16 protein-coding genes are annotated in these 15,593 nt (G+C 75.8%); 8 read left to right on the top strand and 8 right to left on the bottom strand.

The window, feature by feature from the left end; all coding sequences use genetic code 11:
* On the bottom strand, nt 1-317 hold a 317-nt coding region (locus ACFQH9_RS24435; RefSeq protein WP_379569356.1), incomplete at its 3' end, for an iron chelate uptake ABC transporter family permease subunit.
* A 107-nt stretch (nt 318-424) separates the two neighbouring features.
* Here ACFQH9_RS24435 and ACFQH9_RS24440 point away from each other — a divergent pair.
* The 4 genes from ACFQH9_RS24440 (at nt 425) to ACFQH9_RS24455 (ending at nt 3,925) form a co-directional block, all read left to right on the top strand.
* Nucleotides 425-1,390: an ABC transporter substrate-binding protein gene (locus ACFQH9_RS24440; RefSeq protein WP_379569358.1), complete on the top strand. Its 966-nt coding sequence runs from the start codon at nt 425-427 to the stop codon at nt 1,388-1,390.
* 7 nt (nt 1,391-1,397) lie between these two features.
* Entirely contained in the window at nt 1,398-1,886 is a 489-nt protein-coding gene (locus tag ACFQH9_RS24445) for a MarR family winged helix-turn-helix transcriptional regulator (RefSeq protein ID WP_379569360.1), read from the top strand.
* A gap of 127 nt (nt 1,887-2,013) precedes the next feature.
* Nucleotides 2,014-2,937, top strand: coding sequence for a chitosanase (locus ACFQH9_RS24450; protein WP_379569362.1), 924 nt, complete (start codon nt 2,014-2,016; stop codon nt 2,935-2,937).
* A gap of 100 nt (nt 2,938-3,037) precedes the next feature.
* Nucleotides 3,038-3,925 (top strand): LLM class flavin-dependent oxidoreductase, encoded by an 888-nt coding sequence (locus ACFQH9_RS24455; RefSeq protein ID WP_379569364.1) that lies wholly within the window; start codon nt 3,038-3,040, stop codon nt 3,923-3,925.
* Nucleotides 3,926-3,932: 7 nt separating this feature from the next.
* Here the strand turns inward: ACFQH9_RS24455 and ACFQH9_RS24460 are convergent, their stop codons facing one another.
* Entirely contained in the window at nt 3,933-4,787 is an 855-nt protein-coding gene (locus tag ACFQH9_RS24460) for a MerR family transcriptional regulator (RefSeq protein WP_379569366.1), read from the bottom strand.
* Nucleotides 4,788-5,199: 412 nt separating this feature from the next.
* Between ACFQH9_RS24460 and ACFQH9_RS24465 the strand changes: the two genes are divergently transcribed.
* From ACFQH9_RS24465 to ACFQH9_RS24475, 3 genes are all read left to right on the top strand, one after another.
* Nucleotides 5,200-6,036, top strand: coding sequence for a phosphatase PAP2 family protein (locus ACFQH9_RS24465; RefSeq protein ID WP_379569368.1), 837 nt, complete (start codon nt 5,200-5,202; stop codon nt 6,034-6,036).
* 84 nt (nt 6,037-6,120) lie between these two features.
* The gene (locus ACFQH9_RS24470) at nt 6,121-6,531 is read left to right on the top strand and encodes a helix-turn-helix transcriptional regulator (RefSeq protein ID WP_379569370.1); all 411 of its coding nucleotides are present in this window, start codon (nt 6,121-6,123) and stop codon (nt 6,529-6,531) included.
* Between the two features lie 269 nt (nt 6,532-6,800).
* Nucleotides 6,801-7,505: a YoaK family protein gene (locus ACFQH9_RS24475; protein ID WP_379569372.1), complete on the top strand. Its 705-nt coding sequence runs from the start codon at nt 6,801-6,803 to the stop codon at nt 7,503-7,505.
* A 36-nt stretch (nt 7,506-7,541) separates the two neighbouring features.
* Here ACFQH9_RS24475 and ACFQH9_RS24480 read toward each other — a convergent pair whose 3' ends face one another.
* From ACFQH9_RS24480 to ACFQH9_RS24505, 6 genes are all read right to left on the bottom strand, one after another.
* Nucleotides 7,542-7,919, bottom strand: a complete 378-nt coding sequence (locus ACFQH9_RS24480; protein ID WP_379569449.1) for a hypothetical protein — start codon at nt 7,917-7,919, stop codon at nt 7,542-7,544.
* A gap of 227 nt (nt 7,920-8,146) precedes the next feature.
* Nucleotides 8,147-8,302 carry a DUF6131 family protein gene (locus ACFQH9_RS24485; RefSeq protein ID WP_379569374.1) on the bottom strand — a complete coding sequence of 52 codons (156 nt, stop codon included), beginning with the start codon at nt 8,300-8,302 and terminating at the stop codon, nt 8,147-8,149.
* Between the two features lie 117 nt (nt 8,303-8,419).
* Nucleotides 8,420-10,582, bottom strand: coding sequence for an FUSC family protein (locus tag ACFQH9_RS24490; protein WP_379569376.1), 2,163 nt, complete (start codon nt 10,580-10,582; stop codon nt 8,420-8,422).
* Nucleotides 10,579-12,036, bottom strand: a complete 1,458-nt coding sequence (zwf, locus tag ACFQH9_RS24495; RefSeq protein WP_379569378.1) for a glucose-6-phosphate dehydrogenase — start codon at nt 12,034-12,036, stop codon at nt 10,579-10,581. Before zwf ends, ACFQH9_RS24490 begins: the two co-directional genes overlap by 4 nt.
* Nucleotides 12,033-13,052 (bottom strand): phosphogluconate dehydrogenase (NAD(+)-dependent, decarboxylating), encoded by a 1,020-nt coding sequence (gene gnd, locus ACFQH9_RS24500; protein ID WP_379569380.1) that lies wholly within the window; start codon nt 13,050-13,052, stop codon nt 12,033-12,035. Before gnd ends, zwf begins: the two co-directional genes overlap by 4 nt.
* Before the next feature lie 19 nt (nt 13,053-13,071).
* A complete protein-coding gene (locus ACFQH9_RS24505) occupies nt 13,072-15,135 on the bottom strand; it encodes a glycoside hydrolase family 15 protein (protein ID WP_379569451.1) in 2,064 nt (687 codons plus the stop codon).
* Here ACFQH9_RS24505 and ACFQH9_RS24510 point away from each other — a divergent pair.
* A complete protein-coding gene (locus ACFQH9_RS24510; RefSeq protein ID WP_379569382.1) occupies nt 15,061-15,471 on the top strand; it encodes an SRPBCC family protein in 411 nt (136 codons plus the stop codon). The genes ACFQH9_RS24505 and ACFQH9_RS24510 overlap by 75 nt on opposite strands.
* The last annotated feature ends 122 nt before the right edge of the window (nt 15,472-15,593 follow it).

The raw sequence follows: 15,593 nt of genomic DNA on the forward strand, positions 1-15,593 counted from the left end.
GCGACCACCACGGCGAACGAGGCCCCGGCGCTGACGCCGAGCAGGCCCGGTTCGGCGAGCGGGTTGCGGGCGACGGCCTGCAGCAGGGAGCCGGCGACCCCGAGGGCGGCCCCGACGGCGATCGCGACGAGCGTTCGTGGCCAGCGCAGCATCCCCACGGTGAACGTCGCGTCGGGATCGCCGGCCCCGGTGAGCACGGCGAGGGCCCGGGCCGGCGTCACGTCCCCCGCACCGACCGCGAGGCTCGCGAGCACGGTGAGCCCGAGCAGGACCGCGGTGGGCGCGAGACCGCGGCGGACCAGCGTGGCGGTGTCCACGCCCACACCTCCCGGTTCCTTGGCATTCCCTTGACATTCAGGCGAGGCTGACCTTACCTCTGCCGGCAGAGGTTTCAGAGGCCTCCCCGGATGAGGAAGGACACGTCATGACGACTCGCCCCGCCGGCCGGGCCGCGCACCGGCGCCGCGGTGCCGCCGGACTGCTGCTGGCCGCCGCCGCGCTCCTGCTCGCCGCCTGCAGCTCCGGCGGTCAGGACGCGCAGGCGCCCGCCACCGGCCCCGCCGGCGCCACCCGCCCGGTCGCGACGGCGTTCGGCCAGGTCGAGGTGCCGTCGGCGCCGCAGCGCGTCGTCGCGCTGGGCGAGCCGGCCCTGGACACCGCGCTCGCACTCGGCGTGACGCCGGTCGGGACCACCGCCAGCCGCGGCGGCACCGCGCCGCCCGCGTACCTGGGCGCGCAGGCCGCGTCGCTGCCGATCGTCGGCACGGTCGGCGAGCCGAACGTCGAGGAGGTGCTCGCCGCGGAGCCGGACCTGATCCTCGGGACGACCAGCACCACCCGGGAGCAGTACGACGCGCTGAGCAAGATCGCCCCGACCGTCGCCCCGGCGGCCGCGGAGATGGGCCGCTGGCAGGAACCGCTGAAGGTCTACGCCCAGGCGCTGGGCAAGGCCGACGAGCTCGACACGCAGCTCGCCGACCTCGACGAGCGGGCGGCCGCGCTGCAGCAGCAGGGCACGTTCGCGGTGCTGCGCTGGATGCCGGCCGGGGCCGTGGTGATGAACGCCGGCCTGATGCCGGGCTCGCTGCTCTCGGCCACGGGCGCGACGCCGGTCCAGCCGGCGACCGCGCTCGGGAGGTCCCCGCACAGCGACCCGCTGTCGCTGGAGAACCTCACCCGGGTCGACGCGGACCGGATCTTCGTCGCCAGCCTGAACGCGGAGGGCCGCACCGCCCTCGAGGCCGCGCAGCAGCAGCCGGCGTTCACCCGGCTCAAGGCCGCGCAGGCCGGCGCGGTGGAGAGCGTCGACGGCGCGGTGTGGAGCAGCAGCTCCGGCCCGATCGCCGCCCGCCTCGTGGTGGAGGACATCGAGAAGGCCGTCGGGGGATGATGACCGCATGATCGACGGGGCGGGCGCGGCCGACGACCCGGCCGCGCTCGCGGCCGCCGTCCCCGGCGCGCTCGGCCCCTTCTTCCGGCTGATCCGCGCCGCCGTCCGCGTCGACCTCCCCACCCCCGGGCTGCCGACCGCCGAGGTCGACCTCCTGCGCGTGGTGGAGCGGCACCCCGGCATCACCGTGGCCGCCGCGGCCGAACGGCTGCGCCTCGCGCCCAACACCGTGAGCACCCGGGTGACCCACCTCGTCGGGGCCGGGTTGCTCGACCGCAGGCCGGGCGAGGCGGACCGGCGGCAGGCGACGCTGCACCTGACCGCCGAGACCGAGGCCCGGTTCGCCGCCTGGGCCGAGCACCGGTCCGCGGTGCTGGACGACCTGGTCGCCCGGCTGACCCCGGAGGAGCGGACCGCGATCACCGCGGCGCTGCCGGCGCTGGGACACCTGCGCCGCCTGCTCGAGGAGCGGGCCGGGACCGGGCCGGCGCGGTGAGACCTTCCCCCTCGATCCGAGGCTCCCCCTCACACGGACGTGCGGAACCGTCGGCACCGTTCCTCCTCGGGTCGACGGGGACCCCGCCGGGTGAGGCCGGCACCCCTTCCCACGACACTGGACGACGATGCGACGGACCTTGTTCCCCTCCCGGGAGACCCGGCCGGGCGGCGGCCCCCGACGCCGGCGGGCCCCGGGCCCTACCCGGTTCCTCGCCGTGCTCGGCGCCGTGCTCACCGGTGCCGTCCTCCTGACCGCCGCGCTCTTCCTGCTCCTCGGCGGCGCGGGGAGCCCGGGCGGCGCGACCGGTACCCCGGCCGGGTCCGCCACGAGCGGGCGCGACGTCGACCGGGTCGTCGGGCAGTTGGTCAGCGTGTTCGAGAACGGCACGCCCGAGATCCAGTACGCCTACGTCGAGGACCTCGACGACGGCCGCGGCTACACGGCGGGCCGGGCGGGCTTCTGCACCGCGTGCGGCGACCTGCTCACCGTGGTCGACCGCTACACCGCGCAGGTGCCGGACAACGCCCTCGCCGGCTACGTCCCGACGTTGAAGGCGCTCGCCGCGTCGTTCAGCGACTCCACCTCCGACCTGGACGGCTTCCCGGACGCCTGGCGCAGCGCCGCCGCGGACCCGGAGTTCCGCCAGGTGCAGGACGAGGTCACGGACGAGCTCTACGTCGCCCCGGCGCGGACCCTCGCGGACGCCAACGGGGTGTCCTCGCCGCTGGGCCTCGCCGCGCTCGTGGACACCGCCGTGCAGCACGGCACCCAGGACGGCCCCGACGGCCTCCCCGACCTCGTGCGGCGCACGAACGCGGACATGGGCGGCAGCCCCGCCGACGGGATCGACGAGAGCGAGTGGCTGCGGGGCTTCCTCGACATCCGCCGCGCCACCCTGGAGAACCCGAGCTCCTCGGCGACCAGCGAGGTCTGGGGCGAGTCCGTCGGCCGGGTCGACGCGCTCGACGCCCTGCTCGACGCCGGCAACCTCGACCTGGACACGCCGTTCACGGTCGACCCGTGGGGCGATCCGCAGACGATCGGCTGACGCCGCTCGGGGCCGGTGCCCGCGGGGTCCCGCAGCGCGGCAGGCTCGGCGGCGACGCCGCCCGCGTGATCTCCTGGGCCCTCGCGAGCGAGGAGGGCACGTGGCGGAACTGGCGATCGGGGCCTGGCTGGGCACCACGTGGTCGGCCGAGGACATCGTCGCGGTGGCGCGCGAGGTGGAGGCCGCCGGGTTCGACGGCATCTGGGTCGCCGACCACTTCATGGGCAACACGGGCACCGAGGAGCGGTCCGACACCACGCTGCGCGAGTGCTTCGCCGTGCTCGCCGGCCTGGCGACGGCGGTGCCAAGGGTCCGGCTGGGCAGCCTCGTCGCCTCCATGACCTACCGGCATCCCGCGGTGCTCGCCAACACCGCCGCCACGGTCGACGACCTCAGCGGCGGCCGGTTGGTGCTGGGCATGGGCGCGGGCTGGCAGCTCAACGAGCACGCCGCCTACGGCATCGCCCTGGGCCCGGTCCGCGAGCGGATCGACCGGCTCGAGGAGGGCCTGGCCGTGCTCGACGGCCTGCTCCGCACCCCGCGCACGACCGTCGCCGGCACGCACTACACGGTCACCGACGCCCCGGCCGTCACCAGGGGGCGGCGGATCCCGCTGCTGCTCGGGGCCTCGGGCGAGCAGCGGATGCTCGGCGTCGTGGCCCGGTGGGCCGACGAGTGGAACTGCTGGTCCACCCCGGAGGTGTTCGCGCACAAGTCCGCCGTGCTGGACGAGCACTGCGCCCGGATCGGCCGGGACCCGCGCACGATCCGCCGCTCCACCCAGGCGATCCTGCGAATCGGCGGCTCCGCCGCGGACGCGCCCGCCGGCGTCGTGGCGGGGTCGGTGGACCGGATCGTCGACACCGTCGGCCGCTGGCGCGAAGCGGGACTCGACGAGCTGATCGTGCCGGCCATCCGCGGCGACGCCGCCGAGGGGCGCGAGCTGTTCGGCCGGTTCCACACCGAGATCCGGCCCCAGCTCGACTAGCGGGCCCTCACCCCGTCCCGACCACGGCCAGGCAGTCCGCCAGGCCGTTGCACAGACGGACGGCGGGTTCGAGCGCCGCACCCTCCCAGGCGGGTCCCGCGGCGACGACCGCCCCCGGATCGGGCAGGGACCGCACGGCGCCCTCCGGGTCGTCGAGCCGCATCTGGGCGTAGACCACGATCGGGCCCGAGCCGGGCAGGCCGGCGGCGGTCAGGAGCGTCGCCGCCGGGGTGCGGGCGCCGAGCAGGGTCGTGCGCACCGCGCGCTCGGCCAGCGCGGCGGCGAGCACCGTCATCGGCAGCTCGTGCTGCTCGGCGGGGGCGCAGGCCAGCACGACGGCGGGCCGGTCCGGCGGCTCGCGGCCCACCCGTGCGCCCAGCGCCCCGGTCACCACGTGCGAGAGCAGGTGCTCCGCACCCACCGTGCGGGCGGGCGACATCGGCAGGCGCTCCAGCGCCACGAAGGCCGGGCGGATCAGCGACTCCCAGGCGCGGACCACCCCGTCCGCGGCCAGGGCCGCGCCGACGAACTGACGGGCGGTGTGCCCGTCGAGCTCCACGCAGGCGGCCACGAGCCGGCGGGCGGCGGGCTCGTCGGGGTCGGGCGCCGAGGGTGTCTGCGGCGGCCCCAGCACGGCCCGCACCGCTCCCGCCGTGGACGTCCCGGCCGCGACCAGGTCCCGCACGGTCCGCAGCCGGACCAGGTCGTCGAAGGTGTAGCGGCGATGGCCGCCGGGCGTCACCGCGCTCGCGCCGATGCCGTAGCGCCGCTGCCACGCCCGCAGGGTCTCCACCGAGACCCCGACGTAGTCCGCCGCGGCTCCGATCGACACCCCGGCGGGGCCGGGTCCCGGTCCCTCCACGCAGTGTTCCCTCACCCGGGCCACCCCCTCGCGGCAAGGTGTCGTCCGCGCCGTTCCGGCCGGGACCTCCGACCCGAACCTGAACGGCGTGGCCAGAGAATCTACTAGCCCGTGGACAGGTGCGCCCACCGGTGACTACCACTGACATCAGCCGGTGCGACACCCCCGACCTCCGGCGAGTACCACGGCATCGTCGCTGGGGAGCCGGCGATGCCCGCCCCGCGTGCTGGGCCCGGCGGGAGGGGCACCCGGGCCCAGCACGCATTATCCGGCCGCTGCGCCGGCGCTTCTCAGCGCCGCCACAGGAACCGTGCCCGCTCTCAGCGCCGCTACAGCATCGGCGACCCACACTCCTCGCAACGGATCCCGCCGACCGGCGGGCGCCCGGGACGCGACGACGAGGAGGCACGAAGTGCGGTTCGCCGATCTGCAGCAGGGCGCCGGGGTGCTCCTGTCGGTGTGCTGGCTCGTCACCGCCCTGGCCCTCTGCGCCTACCGGGTCGGGCTGCGCGCCACCACGACCGGCGGCGCGCTGGGGGTGCCGGCCCCCGGCACGCTCGTCGCGCCGGCCCGGCGGGTGCTGCGCCGGCCCGCGGTCTGGGGGACCGGCAGCGCCTCGGTCCTGTTCACCGCGCACGCGACGGTGGTGGACGCGGTCGAGGACCACGGGCCCCTCGCCGCCGCCGACCGGCCCGTGCTGGGCTGGTTCGTGGCGCACCGGGTCCCGGACTGGACCGCGGTCATGGAGACCGCCAGCCGGTACGGCGGCACCCTCGGCACGCTGGTGCTGGCCCTCGTCGCGGTCGCGCTGCTGGTGTGGCGGCGGCACTGGTGGGAGGCCGCGACCGTGACGGTCGCGAGCGCCGGGGTGGCGGTCCTCGTGCCGGTCTTCAAGGCCCTCTACGGCCGCCCGCGCCCGCCCGTCGCCACCCAGCTCGTGCGCGAGACCGACCTGTCGCTGCCCTCCGGGCACGCCCTGGGGTCGATCGTGATCGTCGGGGTCGTCGCGGTGGTGGCCGCCCGGCTCGTGCGGTCGGTCGCGGTGCGCGTGGCCGCGCTGGGCACCGCCGCCGGCACGGTCGTCCTCATCGGCGCCTCGCGGCTCTACCTGGGCGTGCACTGGTTCACCGACGTGCTGGCGGGGTGGTTCCTGGGTGCCGTGTGGCTGGCCGTCTGCCTGGCCGCGTCGGCGGCGCTCACCGCCGGTCGCGCCCCGGTCCGGCGGGACGGGACACCCGCCCTCGGCTGATCGTCCGGAGCCCTTGTGCTCCAGGTCACAGGCGACGAGTATCGGGACCGCAGGCGTCCACCACCGCCAGTCCCGGGAGCCCGCATGGCCGTGCTCGAACCGCGCAACTTCCTGCAACCCTGCCTGCTCCTGCTCCTGCGCGAGCAGGCCGACCACGGCTACGAGCTGGTCTCCCGGCTCGGCCCCCTGCACGACGGCGAGGGGGACTCCGGAGGTGTGTACCGCGCGCTCCGCGGGCTGGAGCGGCGCGGCCTGGTGCGCTCGCAGTGGTCCATCCCCAGGGCCGGGCCCGCCCGCCGCACCTACCACCTGACGGGGGAGGGCGAGGCCTTCCTCGACCTGCAGGCCGCCGAGCTGCGGCAGGTCGACGACGCCCTCCACCTCTTCCTGGACCGCTACGAACGCTCGGCGGCTCCGTCCGGCCCCGGAGGGGCGCCGGACGACGGGTTCGGGCCCGCCCACGCCCGGCCGGGAGCAGGAGGCGCCGCCCGCTGAGGCCGTCCGCCGGGCGGTGCGGCCGGCCCACCCGCGACCAACATCGACTTGCGGGCACTGGCGCCGACCTCGACGCTTCGACGTCGAGACATCGTGAGGCGGTGGCGCGGATGGCGCGGATACTGAAGGACCTCAGCGGGCCGCGGCCGGCGCGTGGCCGGTCGCTGCGCCGCGCCCTGGTGCTGCTGCCGTCGATCGGCTCCCTGGTGCGCAGGGCGCCGCGCACCTGACCCTTCCGCACCGGTTCCGCGGCTGCTTCACTCGGTCCCATGACGGCCCGCCCGCGGTGGCGCCTGGCGGAGGAGCGCCACGGGTCCCTGCCGGTGCTGCTGCTCGTCCTCACCCTGGTGACCGGCGTGATCGACGCGATCAGCATCCTCACCTTCGGCCGGGTCTTCGTCGCCAACATGACCGGCAACGTCGTCATCTCCGGCTTCGCGATCGCCGGCGTCCGGGAGTTCTCGCTGCGGACCTCGCTGTCCGTGCTGGTGGCCTTCCTGTTCGGTGCCGCGGTGGGCGGGTTCCTCATCGACCGGATCGACGGCCGGGGAGGGCTGCTGCGCGCCGCGGTGTCGACCGAGTGGGTGCTCCTGGCCGTGTGCCTGGTCCTGGTGCTCGTCCACCCGCCGGTGGTCGACTCCGCGTCGACCCTGGCGGCGGCGGTGATCGCGGCCGTCGCGATGGGCATCCAGAACGCCGTGGCCCGGCGGATCGCGGTGCCCGACCTCAGCACCAGCGTCGTCGGGATGTCGATGATCGGGCTCGCCGCGGACCACTCGCACTCGACGCGGCAGGCGGTCGTGCGCCGGGCCACGGCGGTGCTCAGCCTGCTCATGGGCGCGATCGTCGGTGCGGTGCTGGTCCGGACCGTGGGGGCCGCGGCCGGCTTCGGGCTCATCCTCGTGCTGCTCGCGGTCGTCGGTCTCGCGGCCCACTCGTTCCTGCGGCGGGGCCCGGACTGGGAGGAGGGCTGAGGGGCTCCGCCGTGAGAGCCGCGGAGGAGCCCCGCGTCAGACGAGCCCGTAGGCGGCCAGGCCGAGCACGACCAGCCCGGCGACCTTGAGGATCTCGAGGCCCACGTACCCGAGGTGCGCCCGGGAGCGGGTGTGCGGGTCGCCGGCGAGGACGCGTCGGGTGCGGGCGGACAGGGCCGGCCGGACCACCGCGAGCTGCACGAGGAGGAGGAGCGCGACCGCGCACGCCGTCCACCCCACCGGCGACGGCCGCGGGCCGGCGTACAGCGCGACCCCGACGCCGAGGAGCAGGACGACCTCGACCGCGTTCAGGGCGCGGAACACCAGGCGCCCGATGCCCAGCCCCAGCGGCACGGTGATCCCCGGCGCGCGGAACTTCAGCGGCGCCTCCAGGAACGACAGGGCCAGCACCATGCCCAGCCACACGAAGGCGATCGCGCCGACCGCGAGGTTCACGGCTCCTCCTCCGCCCGGGTCGTTCCTGCCCCGTCATCCTGCAACGCGGCCGCCGCCGACACGACAGCGGCCGCGCCGACGCACGAGCGCCGGCACGGCCGCGAGGAGAGTCGTGTCCGCCCTTCGACGGTCACGGGCCGCCGGTGGGAGGCGTCGCGGGGACCCCGCGACGGGGGAGCACCCTCCTAGAAATAGTGCTTGCGCCCGCCCACCGCCCGGCCGGCCGCACCGAGGATCGCCAGGACGGCACCCACGACCAGCAGGATGATGCCCAGGATCCACAGCAGGGAGATCTTCAGCAGGAACCCCAGCACCAACAGGATCACGCCGAGAATGATCATTGTTCCGTTTCCTCCACAGTGTCGCGCCCCCTTCCGACGGGGAGTCGCCAGAGGACCGTGCCCCCAACCGTCCACTCGCGTTTCGATGCGGAACCGTGATCATGGTGAACGCGCTGCTCACGCCCGCGGCGGCCGGCGCTCCACCGCCTCCGGCCCGGACGGGCTGCCGGTGACCGGCGGGCCGGCGTCGCCGGCGAGGGCGCGGCGGATCCGGGCGAGGTTGTCGCACAGGGCGTGCAGCCAGCCCCACCCGTCGAGCAGCCGGGCGTCGTCCTCCCCGGGGACCTGCGGGAACCGGCTGCGGCACTCCTCGGCGAGGCGGTCCGGCACGTGGCCCGCGGCGATCGCGTCCGCGCTGCTCCGGTAGGCGCGGGCGACGTCCGCGGTGGCCTCCCGCAGCGCGTCCGCGTCGGGGTCGGCGGCCCCCGGCGCGCCGGGCAGCGCGGGATGGCGCTCGCGCAGCGCCCCGTCGTAGGCGTCGAGCCGGTGCACCACGAGCACGACGCTCAACCAGTCGGGGCCCGCGTCCCCGCGCGGCATCGGTTCGGTCCGGTACTGGACGTACGCGTGCTCGAGCAGGCCTGCGGCGACGTGCAGCCGGACGGGCTCGTCCGCGCCCGGCGTGGCGGCCCGGGCCAGCATCGCGGCGAGGGCCTCGGCGTCGTCCGCCACCGCGCGGAGGGCGTCGGCGGCGGCCCGGCGGACCTCCCCGCCGCCGCCCCGGGGCCACACCGCCGCGCCGATCAGGGCCCCGATCAGCCCGCCCACCAGGACGTCGACCAGCCGGACCTCGGCGAGCTGCCAGGTCGGTGGGGAGAGCTGCGCGAACAGTGCCGCGACCAGCAGCGTGAACCCCGCCTGCGCCGCGGCGACGCCCAGCAGCGGGCCCGCCGCGAACGTGACGATCATGAGGACGGGCAGCAGCCAGACGTAGACGGCCCGGTGGTCGCCGACCAGGACCAGCATCCCGGCGGCCAGGACCGCGCCGACCAGCGTGCCGGCGAAGGCCCGGACCAGCACCGGCCGGTCGGCCGACGCGGAGGTCCGCATGAGGCTGAGCGTCGCGAGCAGCACCCAGAAGCCGTGCGCGAGGTCGAACACCCCCGCGACCACGCGGGCGACCGCCAGGCCGAGCGCGAGCCGGACGGCGTTCTGCAGGTAGACCGAGCGCGGGGTCAGGTGCGACCCCAGCCGCCGGCCCCACAGCTCGGCGGGCCCGGCGTGCAGGAACCAGAGCATGGGCGGGGTGTCCGCGGGCGCCGGGCGCGGCGCACCCGACCAGCCCGAGACGGCGAGCGCGGCGAGCCGGACGTCCTCGGCCAATGCGACGGCGGCGAGCCCGGCGCGCAGGGTCACCGCGGGCCCCGGGATGCGGGCGGCGTCGTAGGCGCCGAGGGCGGCGTCGAGCGCCGCCGTGTCGACCGGGACCGCCTCCCGGCCGGCCCGCAGGGTGCGGGCGAGCCCGCTCAGCACGTGGGCCGACTCCGCGACGAGGTCGCCGGTCCGCGGGTGGGCCGTCGCGCCCGGCCCGGTGAGCAGGTCGGCCAGCGCCACCGAACGGTCCGCCGCCGCCCGGACGGCCGCGGCGGTGGTGAGCAGGCTGCGGTCCCGCCGCCCGGGACCGAGCGGCCGTTCGGCGCGGGCGAGGCGGGTGATCCGCAGGTCCTCGGAGGACTGCAGCACCTCGCGCTGGTGGGCGAGCTCCGGGGCCGCCGCGCCCGGGACGCGGAGCGACCCGGCCAACGCTCCCGCGAAGCCCGCGACCTCGTCCGCCAGGACGGCCATCCGGTCGGGCACGGGCCGTGGCACCGGCGGGGGCAGCAGCCAGCGGTCGGCGGCGACGAGCAGCGCACCGCCGAGGACGAGCCCGAGCAGCCGCTGGTCGAGGGTGTCGGGCTGGAACGGCGGGAAGCAGGGCAGCACGTAGAGCAGCTGCAGCCCGTTGGCCACGCCCACCACGCGCGGCCCGCCCGTGCCGGCGTAGGCGACCACGAACCCGACGACGAGCATGCCCGCCGCCGCGGCCCAGGTCGAGACGGCCAGCAGGGTGCCGAGGCCGACCAGCACGGCCCCGGCGGCGATCGCGGCCAGGAAGGTCCGCAACCGCCGGTCCGGAGGCCCGGTGACCTCCGACAACGCGCCCAGTGCGATCACGGTGAACAGCGCGTAGAGCGCGGTCACCGAGTCACCGAAGCCGTACAGGCAGCCGTAGAAACCGGCGAGCGCGGCCACCGAGGTCCGGATCGCCCGTCGCACGACCGGCCCGGCCGGTCGGCTCACCGGGCGAGGGCTCCCTCCGGCGCGGCCCGCGCCGCCGGGCCGGCCGCCGCGGGGGGCGTCGCGGGCGGCAGCGGCACCCAGCCGTCGGGGCCCGGCAACCGCTCGGCCGCCTCGGGACCCCACGAGCCCCGCGGGTAGGACGTCGGCGGGGTCGCCGGGTCGAGGATCGGCTCGACGATCCGCCAGGCCTGCTCGATGGTGTCCATCCGCGCGAAGTGCGCCGGGTCGCCGGCGAGCGCGTCGGCGAAGATCCGCTCGTAGGGAGCGTGGACCGGCCCGAGCACCTCCCGGAAGTCGACGGCGAGCGGGATCCCGGTGGGCACGTCGCCGCGCCCGGGCTGCTTGGCGAGCAAGGTGATCGTGATCCCGGCCCGGGGCTGCAGGCGCAGCCGGATCCGGTCCGGCGCCATGGCGCCGTGCCCCCCGGAGAACAGCGCGCGGGGCGGCGGCCGCAGCACGGCGACGATGTCCAGCAGGGTGTCCGGGAGCGCCTTGCCGGCCCGCAGGTGCACGGGCACCCCGGCCCACCGCCAGTCGTCGACGTGGAAGGTGGCCGCCACGAACGTCTCCGTGGTCGAGTCCGGCGCGACACCCGGGGTGTCGAGGTAGCCGTCGTACCGCCCGCGGACCACGTCGGCGGGGTCGAGGCGGCGCACCGCCCGCAGCAGCCGGCACTTGGCGTCGCGCTGGTCGTCCGCGGCGTCGGAGAGCGGGGCGTCCATCAGCAGGTAGGCCATGACCTGCAGCAGGTGGTTCTGGACGACGTCGCGGACCGCGCCCACGGCGTCGTAGAACGAGCCGCGTTCGGCGACGTCGAAGTCCTCGGCCATGGTGATCTCGAACCGGTCGATCCACTGCCGGTTCCACAGCGGCTCCAGCAGCGTGTTGGCGAACCGCAGCACCAGCAGGTCCTCCACCGGCTCCTTGCCGAGGAAGTGGTCCACCCGGAAGATCCGGTCCTCCGGGTAGTGCTTCGCCAGCAGGGCCTGCAGCGCGCGGGCGGAGGCGAGGTCGCGCCCGAAGGGCTTCTCGACGACGAGGCGGGACCGGGTGTGCAGGCCCACCCCGGCGATCCCGTCGGCCACCGTGCCGAACAACGACGGCGGGACGGCGAGGTAGTGCACCGCGAACGCCGTCGGCCCGGCCTGCTCGGTGATCGCGTCGGCGAGCCGGGTGAACACGGCGGGGTCGGTGTAGTTGCCCGCCACCAGGTGCGTCGACCGCTGCAGGCGCTCCAGCGCCGCGGCGTCGACGTCCCCCTCGACCGCCCGGACGCAGTCGGCCAGGTGGGCGCGCAGCCGGTCGTCGTCCCAGTCGGTGAGCGCGACGCCGATGACCGGCACGGTCAGCTCGCCGCGGGCCGTGAGCCGGTACAGCGCCGGGATGATCATCTTCTTGGCGAGGTCGCCCGTGATGCCGAACAGCACCAGGACGTCGCCCGTGGGAGCACTCACGCCGGCCCCTTCTCCAGGTGACCGCCGAACTCCAGCCGCTGCGCGGACTCGACCTTGTCGGCGAACAGCTCGCTGCCGCGGGAGGCGAACCGGCTGTAGAGCGCCGCGGTGAGCAGCGGCGCCGACACGCCCTCCTCGATGGCGGCGATCGACGTCCAGCGGCCCTCGCCCGAGTCGGACACCCGGCCGGCGAACTGCTCCAGCCCCGGGTCCTGCCGCAGCGCCTCGGCGGTGAGGTCGAGCAGCCAGGACCCGATGACGCTGCCGCGCCGCCAGACCTCGGACACCTCGGCCAGGTCGATGCCGTCGTACGGGTAGTACTTCGGCTCGCGCAGCGGGGCCGTCTCCGCGTCGGCCGCCGCCGGCCGGACGCCCACGCCCGCGTTGCGGATGACGTTGAGTCCCTCCGCGTAGGCCGCCATCAGGGCGTACTCGATGCCGTTGTGCACCATCTTGACGAAGTGCCCGGCACCGGACGGCCCGCAGTGCAGCCAGCCCTGCTCGGCGGGGCTCGGGTCGCCGCTGCGGCCCGGGGTGCGCGGCGCGGCGGCGACGCCCGGGGCGAGCGAGGCGAACACCGGCCGCAGCCGGGAGACCGCCCGGTCCGGCCCGCCGATCATCAGGCAGTAGCCGCGGTCGAGCCCCCAGACCCCGCCGCTGGTGCCGCAGTCGACGTAGTCGACGCCGCTCGCCGCGGCCCGTTCGGCGCGGTCGATGTCGTCGCGGTAGGAGGAGTTGCCGCCGTCGACGATCGCGTCGCCGGGGTCCAGCGCCCCGAGCAGCGCGGTGACGGTGTCGCCGGTGATCGCGGCGGGCAGCATCAGCCAGACGGAGCGGGGCGCGTCGAGGCCGGCGACCAGCTCCTCGAGCGAGCCGGCGCCCCGCGCGCCCTCGGCCTCGAGGGCGGCGACGGCGTCGGGGGAGACGTCGTAGACGTGGCACTCGTGCCCGGCGCGCAGCAGCCTGCGCACCATGTTGGCACCCATCCGGCCGAGGCCGATCATCGCGATCTGCATCCCGTGGTCCTCCCGTGCGTCAGGTGAGTCGGTGCGGGCCGGAGGCGTGCGCGACCCGTCCCGGGCCGTGGTCGAGCTGGTGGTCGAGGTCCACCGCGGCGCTGATCAGCGCGAGGTGGCTGAAGGCCTGCGGGAAGTTGCCGAGCTGCTCGCCGGTCGCGCCGATCTCCTCGGAGTAGAGGCCGAGGTGGTTGGCGTAGGTCAGCATCTTCTCGAAGGCGGTGCGGGCGTCACCGAGCCGGCCGGAGCGGGCCAGGGCGTCGACGTACCAGAAGCTGCAGAGCGAGAAGGTGCCCTCGGTGCCGGTGAGCCCGTCCGGCGACGCCGAGGGGTCGTAGCGGAACACCAGGCCGTCGGACACCAGGGTCCGGTCGATGGCCTGCAGGGTGGAGTGCCACAGCGGGTCGCTCGGCACCACGAACCCGGCGCGGGGCATCATCAGCACCGCCGCGTCGAGCACGTCGCCGCCGAGGTACTGCACGAACGCCTGCCGGCCGGGGTCGAAGCCCTTGCCCATCACCTGGTCATAGAGGGCGTCGCGCTGGCGGGTCCAGTTCGCGATGTCGCCGGGGCGGGCGCGCTCGCGGGACATCCGGATCGCCCGGTCGAACGCCACCCAGGACATCAGCCGGCCGTAGACGAAGTCCCTGCGCCCGCCGCGGGTCTCCCAGATCCCCTCGTCGACCCGGTCCCAGTTCTCGCAGAGCCACGACAACATGTCCCGCACCGCCTGCCAGCCCCGGTGGTCGAGGCGCACGGCGTGCTGGTCGGCGAGCTGGAGCGAGTCCAGCGCCTCGCCGAAGATGTCCAGCTGCAGCTGCTCGGCCGCCCCGTTGCCGATGCGGACCGGCCGCGAGCCCCGATAGCCCTCGAGGTGGCCGAGGGTCTCCTCGGTGAGGTCCGCGGTGCCGTCGACCCGGTACATGATCCGCAGCGGCCGGCCCTCGGGGCCCTCGTGCTCGCCGACCCGGTCCGCCAGCCAGCGGCCGAACGCCGCGGCCTCCTCGGTGTAGCCCAGGCTCAGCAGGGCGTGCACGGAGAACGACGCGTCGCGGATCCAGGTGTAGCGGTAGTCCCAGTTCCGTTCGCCGCCGACCTGCTCGGGCAGCCCGGCCGTCGGCGCGGCGACGAGCGCGCCGGTCGGGGCGTAGGTCATGAGCTTGAGCGACATGGCGGAGCGGTGGACCGTCTCGCGCCACCGCCCGACGTAGGTCGAGCGCTCCAGCCAGGCCCGCCAGAAGGACACGGTGGCGTCGAACCGCTCGTCGGCCTCGGCGATCGGGATGCGCCGGGGCTGCAGGCCGGAGCCGGACTCCAGCACCGCGCCGACCGCCTGCCCGGCGGAGAGGGTGATCGTGGCCCGCACGTCCTGCCCGTCGCGCTCCCAGCCGAGTGCACCCCCGCCGTCGACGACGGTGTTCAGGCAGAGGTCGAAGTCCGGCCCGTGGAAGACCACGCCGTCGGCCGTGATCTCCGTCGTGTGCCCGGCGCGGCCGTAGTCGAAGCGCGGCCGGCACTCCACGATGAAGCGCATGGTCCCGCGCACCACCCGCAGCACCCGGACGATCTCGTGCCGGTCGGTCGCGGCGCCGTCCCGGACGGGCATGTAGTCGTAGAGGGCCCCGACGCCGTCCTCGGTCATGAAGCGGGTCATCAGCACGGCGGTGTCGTGGAAGTACCACTGCCGGCGCGTGACCTCCCCGTCCGTGTCCGGCGCGATCCGGAAGTAGCCGCCGCGGCGGCGGTCGAGCAGCGCCCCGAAGACGCTCGGCGAGTCGAACCGCGGGCAGCAGAACCAGTCGACGCTGCCGTCCGTGGTCACCAGCGCCGCGGTCTGCAGGTCACCGATCAGCCCGTGCTCGGCGATCGGGGGGTAGTCGTCGGGGTAGGCCACGCCGCGCCGCTCCTCCCTCGCCCGGACGCGGGCGACCGTGATCGCGCTCGTCCCGATCACTCCGGCCGTTAACGACGGCCGTGACGGGAGGCGGGTTCGGGGTACTGCGTGGACATGACCGAGTACGAGGCCGAGCGCCGGCTCCACCATCCCGCCGACACCGTATTCGCTGCCGTGGCCGATCTGCATCACGCGGACGAGTGGGGTCCGGGCGACCTCCACGTCCGCGGCCACGACGGCGACCTGACGACGGTCGACAAGGGCGGGAGCGAGGGGGACGGCGGCGTGCCCGGGCTGGCCCGGATCCGGCCCGAGCAGATGCGGGTGGAGTGGGGCGTGGAGGGCTCGCCGGACTACACGGGCTGGATCCAGGTGATGCACGCCGACGAGGGGCACTCGAGGGTGGTGGTGCACCTGTCCTTCCTCGGCGACCGGCCCGAGGCACACCCCGGGCCCGCGGCCGACGCGGTGCAGCGGCGGCTCGAGGAGGGGCTCGCGCGCCTGGCGGAGCGGCTGGACGCGTGACGGTCGGCGTCATTGCGAGGTCGCCGGCGGCTGGGCCGTCGGCCGGAACGGTAGGGCGCTCAGGTGGCCGAGCAGCCGACGGGCGGCCGCCGACGTGCGACGACCTGCCGGCGGCCGTCCGG

The sequence above is a fragment of the Pseudonocardia lutea genome, assembly GCF_042658055.1.
Taxonomy (GTDB): domain Bacteria; phylum Actinomycetota; class Actinomycetes; order Mycobacteriales; family Pseudonocardiaceae; genus Pseudonocardia; species Pseudonocardia lutea.

What these genes read in the sequence shown, in the direction of transcription:
- ACFQH9_RS24450 (WP_379569362.1), top strand. Translation starts at nt 2,014, where the DNA reads ATGCGACGGACCTTGTTCCCCTCCCGGGAGACCCGGCCGGGCGGCGGC.
- ACFQH9_RS24505 (WP_379569451.1), bottom strand. Translation starts at nt 15,135, where the DNA reads ATGCAGATCGGCCACGGCAGCGAATACGGTGTCGGCGGGATGGTGGAG.
- gnd (WP_379569380.1), bottom strand. Translation starts at nt 13,052, where the DNA reads ATGCAGATCGCGATGATCGGCCTCGGCCGGATGGGTGCCAACATGGTG.
- ACFQH9_RS24510 (WP_379569382.1), top strand. Translation starts at nt 15,061, where the DNA reads ATGACCGAGTACGAGGCCGAGCGCCGGCTCCACCATCCCGCCGACACC.
- ACFQH9_RS24485 (WP_379569374.1), bottom strand. Translation starts at nt 8,302, where the DNA reads ATGATCATTCTCGGCGTGATCCTGTTGGTGCTGGGGTTCCTGCTGAAG.
- ACFQH9_RS24445 (WP_379569360.1), top strand. Translation starts at nt 1,398, where the DNA reads ATGATCGACGGGGCGGGCGCGGCCGACGACCCGGCCGCGCTCGCGGCC.
- ACFQH9_RS24440 (WP_379569358.1), top strand. Translation starts at nt 425, where the DNA reads ATGACGACTCGCCCCGCCGGCCGGGCCGCGCACCGGCGCCGCGGTGCC.
- ACFQH9_RS24475 (WP_379569372.1), top strand. Translation starts at nt 6,801, where the DNA reads ATGACGGCCCGCCCGCGGTGGCGCCTGGCGGAGGAGCGCCACGGGTCC.
- ACFQH9_RS24470 (WP_379569370.1), top strand. Translation starts at nt 6,121, where the DNA reads ATGGCCGTGCTCGAACCGCGCAACTTCCTGCAACCCTGCCTGCTCCTG.
- ACFQH9_RS24480 (WP_379569449.1), bottom strand. Translation starts at nt 7,919, where the DNA reads ATGGTGCTGGCCCTGTCGTTCCTGGAGGCGCCGCTGAAGTTCCGCGCG.